Origin of the sequence: Aetokthonos hydrillicola CCALA 1050 (assembly GCF_017591665.1) — a bacterium.
In the GTDB taxonomy this organism is placed as follows: Bacteria; Cyanobacteriota; Cyanobacteriia; order Cyanobacteriales; family Nostocaceae; genus Aetokthonos; species Aetokthonos hydrillicola.
In genome coordinates, this window is record NZ_JAAKGC010000159.1 from 1 (window position 1) to 8858 (window position 8858).

The following is an 8858-nucleotide window of genomic DNA, read 5'->3' on the forward strand; positions in this document are numbered from 1 at the left end:
ATTGAAATTGATATTCTATTTTTGGGTGGTAAACCTAAAGAAAATTTTGGTTTTCAAAAACCAGAATAAAGCATAGAATTCCCAGGAGTAGAGCAATGAAAATGGTTAATACAAACACCACAGAAGTTCTTTTTGAAAATCTTTCAGAAGAAGAAACAGCTAGCGTTACAGGAGGACGAGGTATTGTAGCTCTTGCTGACGCTCGGGCAGATCTTACTAACAATGTTGGAGGTGTAACTTACGCCACTACTTATACAAACGTTGTGGATCAAGGTACTCACACATCAACTTCTATCGCTAGCTCTGGTTCACTAGCTTTCGATGACACTAAAACAGGTGCAACATCTGGTTCACGCTCACTTGACAAAATATTCGGCATTACAGCACCATAGATTATTATGAAGTTTTACTAAAAGCACAATAAATCGAAGCTCTTTAGTAATCTTTCTGCTAGTAATCTTTCTGCTAGTAATCTATAACCACCCTAGTAAAGGTAGGGTGGTTTTGTTTATCAAAGGATAAAAGATATATTTCATCATCTTTATAAACGCTATAAACGCTTTAAATTAATTTAAATGATTTTTTGCAATAGCGAACACTGCAGTCTTCGGCAGCTCATACCATTTCACAAAAAATTTGATACAAATATAGGTTGGGTTGAGGAACGTAGACGCACCTGGCGGGTCACCCAACACCTCAAAGCCTTTCCTTTGTTGGGTTTCACTTCGTTCTACCCAACCTACCCATCTGTTTCATTCTTTTCTAGAATTGGTATCACATAAAATCAGAACACTAAAATCCTCGATTTTAGCGAAATACGTATCTTGAGTTCTGAGTCAAGTACTTTTACTGAAACCCTTTCTAGAAGCTTCTGGGATCATAGCTAGAAATTCTCGAAGTCACTCAAGTAGATGAGCTTGAGTTATCACGTCGGTAAAGAAACGAAATATAGATTTGGACAGTCGTCGCTCAAAGCTTTCCAAGAATTCTCGCGTGCCTAATCCATCCCGTAAATATAGAATGACACTAGAGATTTATTGTCGCATTCCTCTTGCGATAAGTTTAGAGGGAATTTTCTTGCAACCAACCCTTAGCCTGATTTCATATCTGCAAAACTTGCCCAAGCCGCCAAAACACCGAAAGCGCTAAATGCCCAGAGTAGGCGATCGACATTGTGAGTAATATTCTAAAACGGTGAACAGGCTTTACCTCTAAATGCCAAGGAATAAGATGCAATAGATTAAAGAATCTAAACAATAGAAACATACTTGCAACAAAAAGGCCTAGCATTTTGATTGCAACCATGATCATATTTGATTGCTTGGCAAACTCCGCCCAAGCGGAATATATCTCTGATCCTCGCACCATAAGAAATCCTCAGTTGGTGTTCAAGAAACAACTATTGACGATGGGGAAAAATCTTAAATTAATTAAGTTCTTTCCCATTTCTTGGTAAATGGGAAGCCCTGATACTTTACATGTTTTTCACACTATACGAGCATACATAATTTTCTTCTAAAGATCTACTTTTATTGAATGAATAAGCTTATCACCTTAAATTAAAATCATAAGAAAAAGTTATAAAAAAGCACCTCACTATAGTGTAAAAGTTATAAAAAATACATCAGTTCGTCTATTCTTAATCAAAAAAACTGAAAATTCACGGAATCTTTATTATGATCCATGTCAAAAATAGTTACAGTGAGGTAATTCGAAAAACAAAATTACTGAATACGTAAAAAATAGCGAGCTATAATATACAACCGCATACTTTGAACAGGGAATAATGCGATGAGATAGCTTGCGAACACAAACGCGGGAGAAAGAGCAGCAAAATCTTGGTTACTGCCTGTTCCAAAATTTTCTTCCGGACAGGACTCAAAAAACGGAGAAAATCTGTCCATGTAAATTGTACTGTCGCTCAAAAATCACACGCATGAGGTTACGCTTTTTTCTACTCAGCGTTATTAGTATTGTGCTGCTATGTTCTCAAGCAAAAGCCGCAAGCCTGGAATCTTGGCATTTTGATCCTACCCAAAATCAGCTTGACTTAACCACAGATTGTGGTGTTCAACCAAGAGCTTTTTTAATTAATAACCCAACAAGACTTGTTATTGATCTACCGGGAACCCACCTAGATAATAATACAATTCATCAAAGTTTAGGGACGTTAGTGAGGGCGATTCGTGTTGGACAAATGGATTCCAAGACAAGCCGATTAGTTATAGAATTAGCACCTGGTTACACCATTTCCCCCCAAAACGTAATATTTAGAGGAGATTCATCTTCTCACTGGGTGGTGAAATTATCCTCGATTGAACGAGTAGCTATCGAGAGCCCACAAGTCTTGAGTCCAAACACGACACTAGAAGAACAGAAGATTCCCGTACAAATCAGTAATGATTCAACCTTTGCTGGGATCGTATCTTTAGGGAAGGAAATGTCCCAGCTATCCTCTCAGGTTAAAACATTAATGGCTCGCTACAACTTCCTCTCGCCAGGAATGTTTTTTTTAGACTTGGATACAGGTAACTATTTAGATATCTATGGAGAAAAGGTATTTTCTGCTGCTAGCACGATTAAGTACCCTATTCTGATTGCTTTGTTCCAGGACGTAGATGCAGGAAAAGTCAAGCTTAATGACACCTTAGTTCTGCGAAGGGACTTAAAAGCTGAAGCCCAAGGTTCAGGAGACTTGCAATTTAAACCTGTTGGCACTCGACTCAGTGTTTTAGAAACAGCGACTAAGATGATTACCATCAGCGATAATACCGCTACTAATATGATTATTGATCGTTTAGGTGGTAAGGCTAAGTTAAATCAGCGTTTTCGCAGCTGGGGTCTGCAAAACACTACTATTCGCCATCTATTAGGTGATTTTAAGGGAACTAATACAACCAGTGCTAAAGATTTGGTGCGACTGTCAGTATTAATTGCTAATAATAAGTTGCTTAGTAATACAAGTCACTCCAAAGTTATGGAGATAATGCATCGTGTCGAAAATAAAAGTTTACTCCAAGCTGGTCTTGGTAAAGATGCAGTGTTTGCTCACAAAACAGGGACTCTTGGAGTTCTTCTTGCAGATGCAGGTATTATTGAGTTACCAGCAGGTAGGCGTTATTTAGCAGGGATTTTTGTGAAAAGACCTTTCGACGACCTCAGAGCCAAGGCTTTTATCAGTCAAGTTTCTAGGCTTGTCTATAGCTATCTGCTAGCCCAGCCTAGCGTTACCCGCTTACCGTAAAAATTGCCCTCATCCCTAACCCTTCTCGCAATTTTGGGAGAAGGGGAACTAACGGTATGTCTCCCCTCTCCCATCCCTCTACGGTGTACAGTGTTAGATCATAGAAATATTTGGGAATTTTAAAGGTAACCCAAAAAATTCCTCTCGGCAAGTTCTATGCTCTCCATCACTGACTCTGTGTCTGAGCCACCGTTCCACCTACCTGGTTACACCCTAGTCGAGCAGATCTATCAGGGTTCTCGTACTGAGGTTTATCGAGCGATTCAAACAGATCAACAGCGCCCGGTGGTGATTAAGGTGTTGCGGCGCGAGTACCCCAGCTTCAGCGAATTGGTACAGTTTCGCAATCAGTTTATGCTCCTGCGGGGTGTCACCGATGCCCACAAAGAACACCAACCTGTAGCGGGAGTTATTGAACCCCTGAGCCTGGAACCTGTGGGGAATGGCTATGCCCTGGTGATGGAAGATTTTGGGGGGATTTCGCTCAATCACTATGCCCATCAGCGCCCCTTGGACGTAATCGAAGTGCTGGCGATCGCTGTTCAAATCGCGGAAATTTTACATGATCTGCACCGACATCGTATTGTTCACAAAGATCTTAAACCCGCCAATATTCTAATTCATCCCGACTCAAAACAGGTCAAGCTGATTGACTTCAGCATCGCCTCCCTGTTACCCAGGGAAACTCAGGAAATCCAAAACCCAAATCAGTTGGAAGGAACCCTAACGTATCTGGCTCCCGAACAAACCGGGCGGATGAATCGTGGGATTGATTATCGCGCCGACTTCTATGCGCTGGGCGTAACGCTGTATCAGTTGTTGACCGGGCAGTTACCATTTCAATCAGATGACCCGATGGAGTTAATTTACTGTCATCTGGCGAAGCGCCCCACAGAGGTGCATCATCTCAATCCGTCAGTGCCGCCGATGCTCTCGGAGATTGTGTTCAAACTGATGGCAAAGAATGCAGAAGATCGCTACCAGAGTGCGCTGGGCTTAAAGCATGATCTGGAAACCTGTTTACATCACCGAGAAACATCACAGCAGTTGATCGAGTTTACGTTGGGGCAGCGGGATCTCAGCGATCGCTTTTTGATTCCAGAAAAACTCTACGGTCGTAAAGCAGAAGTTCAGCAGTTATTGGCAGCTTTTGATCGCGTCGCCAATGGCAAATCAGAACTCATGCTGGTGGCGGGATTTTCTGGTATTGGTAAAACCGCTGTGGTGAATGAAGTGCATAAGCCGATTGTCCGGCAACGGGGCTATTTTATCAAAGGTAAGTGCGACCAATTTAATCGCAACCTTCCCCTTTCAGCCTTTGTCCAGGCATTGCGGGATCTGGTGGGGCAATTGCTGTCTGAATCGGATGCTGCCTTGGAGCAGTGGAAAAGCCAAATTCTTACAGCCGTGGGTGATAACGGGCAAGTCCTGATCGACGTGATTCCAGAATTGGAGCAGATCATTGGTAAACAGCCTGCAGCTCCCGAATTGTCAGGCAGCGCTGTCCAAAACCGGTTTAACCTGCTATTCCAAAAGTTCATTGAGGTTTTTACCACTCGAGAGCATCCCTTGGTAATTTTCCTGGATGATCTCCAGTGGGCAGATTCCGCCTCGCTTCAGCTGGTAAAACTGCTGATGAATGACAATAGTTATCTGCTAATGCTAGGCGCTTATCGGGATAATGAAGTCTCGCCCGTTCATCCCTTCATTTTGACCGTAGAAGAACTTAAAAAAGCTCAGAAAACGGTTAATACTATCACGTTATCACCGCTAAGCTTGCACGACTTGAATCATCTTGTCGCAGATACGTTAGCTTGTTCGACTGAACTGGCTCAACCCCTGAGTGAGTTAATTAATCGCAAAACCCAAGGCAATCCCTTTTTCATCACCCAATTCCTCAAAGCAACACATACAGAGGGTTACATCACCTTCAATCAGGATCTACGCTATTGGGAATGTGACATTGCTCAAATCAGTACCGTGGCAATCACCGATGATGTAGTAGAATTCATGGTGCAGCAGTTGCAAAAATTGCCACCAGAAACCCAACATGTGCTGAAATTAGCAGCTTGCGTGGGAAATCAATTTGATTTGAATACGCTGGCGATCATTTCTGAACAATCGGAAACAGAAGCCGCAACTGCACTGTGGAGGGCGTTGCAAGAAGGCTTAATTATTCCTATTTCTGAAACCTACAAGTTTTTCCAGAGCCATGAGACTCACACGACTCAACAGAATATTGCTGTACCCTACAAATTTCTGCACGATCGCGTCCAACAAGCTGCTTACTCTCTCATTCCTGAGACTTTGAGACAATCAACTCACTTTCAAATTGGCAAACTTTTGCTAGCTAATGTTTCCCTAGAAGAACAAAGTAGCAAAATTTTTGCGATCGTCAATCACTTAAATGAGGGCTTTGAACTTCATCAAAGTCAGGAAGAACATTCAGAACTTCTCCAGCTAAACTGTATTGCAGGAAAAAGGGCTAAGGAATCTACTGCTTATGGCGTTGCTGTCAACTACTTTACAATGGCTAAACGCTTGTTATCTTCAGATAGCTGGCAGCAATGCAATGAAAAGTCTGTAGAAGTTTATTTTAATCTGGCAGAAGCTAAATATTTGTCGGGAGATTTCTCATCTTCTATGGCAATTATTGAAACGATCTCTACTTTTGCCAAAAAACCAATTGAAAAAGCTGAAGCCTTTAACCTGGCGATTCAAATGTTCACGTTGCAAGGAAAGTACCTCCAAGCACTCCATTATGGACAAAAGGCATTGTCTTGCCTGGATTTTGATTTATCAGAAATCGACTTATCGGAGAAACTTGAATCTTATCAGCGTGAGATTCAGATGAAATTGGCGAATCGCCAGCCCGATCAGTTAGCAAATGAACCAGAAGCAACTGCTCCAGATAAACGCCTAATTATCAAGATCCTGAATAATTTAATTGTACCCGTTTATGTTCTACAAAAGGGAGAGTTATACTTTTTCGTTGCATTATCGATGGTTTTAGTATCTCTGAACTTTGGCGTGATAGCTGAGTCCGGAAACGGATTTTCAGCTTATGGAATGTATCTGGGACATTATCACCGTGACTATCAATCTGGCTATGAATTTGGAGTACTTGCGGAAAGTTTAGCCAAACGATTCAAACAAGCAGATAATTTATGCAAAGCTTGTTATATGTTAGGGAATAATCTCCTTTCTTGGGTGCGTCCCTTACGTTGCTCACTGCCTATTTTTGATAAAGGATTAGTCGCTGGACTACAATCTGGGGAGATGGTTTTCTCTGGTAATCTTTTAATGTACAAGCTGCTCAATTCGTTTTATGCAGGAGACAGCGTATTAGAAGTTCAGCAAAATCTTCCTGAATATTTAGAATTTTCTGCCAAGAAACTCAACTATCAACTTGCCGTAGATGTCATCTCTGGATTAAAAATTTGGCTCTCTAACCTTACAATGAGTCGTACAGAGAATCTCCCAACTGAGCAGCAGCATCTTGAGGTGTGCAAGAGCAACAATAGCGACTATGCAATTTGCCACTATTTGCTTCTAAAAACTAAGGTCTTATGTTTTTACGGGCGTTATGCAGAAGCAGTGGAATCAGCTCAGAGGGCTGAAGACCTTGTTGGCACTATTACTGGAAAATATCAAGTCGCAGCTATCAATTTTTATCAATCTATTGCTATAGCTGAATATTGTCGGACTCATTTTCTAGGTTTAGACAATAGTCATATACAAAAAGTTAAATCAAATCAAGCGCAGCTAAGTTTATGGGCAGCGAGTTGCCCGGAAAACTTTGCTCATAAGTGCACTTTAGTGAATGCGATTTTAAGCATTTTATCGGGACAGAAGTCTGAAGCAATTGAACTGTTTGATCGCGCTATTTCTCTTGCTAAAATCAACGGCTACCTCCAAGAAGAAGCCTTAGCCAACGAACTTGCAGCTAAATTTTACCTAGAGTGGGGTAAAGAAAAAATTGCAGCAATCTACCTGCAAGAAGCTTACTACTGCTATGCCCGCTGGGGAGCTAACGCCAAAGTCAATGACCTAGAGCAACGCTATCCCCAACTGTCACGCTCGATTTTGCAAGCTCAACATAGCCAACAGACGATTTTAGAAACGTTGGCTACCATATCGGCTCCTACCTATTTATACCCCGCTACCAGCAGCAAAAGTTCTTGTAGCAGTAGTATCAACACCACGCTCGATTTTGCTACCTTGCTGCAAATCTGTCAAACCCTTTCCAGCACGATTGATCTGGATGAATTGCTGAGCATCCTCACCCAAACCATGCTGCAAAACTCTGGCGCAGACAAATGTGCTCTGATGCTCTGTCGGGATGGACAATGGCAAGTTCGGGTCATCGCGGATCTTGAACAAACGACTCTGCAAGTCGCTCCACTAGACACCACCACCACTGTTCCTGTCAAACTCATCCAGTATGTTAAAAACACGATGACCATCGTTGTCGTAGATGCGCTAGAGACTGATCTCCCAGTGGTAGGTGAGTATCTGCATTACCATCAACCTCAGAGTGTACTGTGTATGCCAATTCTGCGTCAGGGCAATTTAGTTGGCATTTTGTATCTGGAAAATCAGACAACTCGTGGCATTTTTTCCAGTGATCGCATCCTTGTACTCAACTTTCTGTGCACTGAAGCGGCCATTTCTCTCGAAAATGCCCGCCTCTATCAACAAGCTCAAACCTATGCCCAGCAACTAGAACAATCCCAGCTGCAAATTGTGCAAAGTGAAAAAATGGCATCGTTGGGCAATCTCGTTGCAGGCGTTGCCCACGAAATCAATAATCCCATTGGTTTCCTCAATGGCAGTATCAACAATGGCAAAGACTATGTGAAAGATTTGCTCAATCATCTGGCGCTCTATCAACAGCACTATCCCAATCCTGTCCCATCGATTCAAGACGATGCAGAAGATATTGATCTTGGCTACCTGATTGATGACTTACCCAAGCTGCTGGACTCGATGGAAGGGGCAACTGATCGCATCCTAAATATCAGCACCAGCCTGCGCACTTTTTCTCGTACTGATACGGATCATAAAGTCAGCACCAATCTGCATGAAGGTCTCGATAGCACGCTATTGATCCTCAAGTATCGTCTCAAAGCCAATGAGTTTCGTCCCGCAATTCAAGTCGTTCAAAACTATGGTGAATTGCCAGCCGTGAAATGTTTCCCTGGACAAATCAACCAGGTGTTTCTGAATATCCTGGCTAACGCCATTGATATGTTTGATGAACTTGCCCAAATACATTCTTTTAAAACAATCACAACCCATCCTCAGAAAATCACCATTTGTACACAACAGGTTGGGAATCAGGTGCTAATTCGTATTGGAGACAATGGCAGGGGAATGAGTAAGGAAATACAAGCTAAAATCTTTGATCATTTGTTCACTACTAAAGCGGTAGGAAAAGGAACCGGATTAGGATTGGCAATCGCCCGACAGATTGTCGTAGAGAAACACAACGGCAATCTGGAAGTACAGTCTGTGATGGAGAGCATAGAACTTGCCGAGAGGAATTTTTTGGGTTACCTTTAAAATTCCCAAATATTTCTATGATCTAACAGTGTACACCGTAGAGGGATGG

At 42.1% G+C, this 8858-nt stretch carries 3 protein-coding genes; all 3 read left to right on the top strand.

Going from position 1 to position 8858, the window contains the following annotated elements; all coding sequences use genetic code 11:
• The first annotated feature begins 101 nt into the window (after window positions 1-101).
• The 3 genes from G4P69_RS34035 (at window position 102) to G4P69_RS34045 (ending at window position 8809) form a co-directional block, all read left to right on the top strand.
• Window positions 102-392 carry a hypothetical protein gene (locus G4P69_RS34035; protein WP_208354306.1) on the top strand — a complete coding sequence of 97 codons (291 nt, stop codon included), beginning with the start codon at window positions 102-104 and terminating at the stop codon, window positions 390-392.
• A 1544-nt stretch (window positions 393-1936) separates the two neighbouring features.
• Window positions 1937-3244 (top strand): serine hydrolase, encoded by a 1308-nt coding sequence (locus tag G4P69_RS34040; protein WP_208354311.1) that lies wholly within the window; start codon window positions 1937-1939, stop codon window positions 3242-3244.
• Between the two features lie 156 nt (window positions 3245-3400).
• A complete protein-coding gene (locus G4P69_RS34045) occupies window positions 3401-8809 on the top strand; it encodes a trifunctional serine/threonine-protein kinase/ATP-binding protein/sensor histidine kinase (protein WP_208354313.1) in 5409 nt (1802 codons plus the stop codon).
• Window positions 8810-8858: the final 49 nt, after the last annotated feature.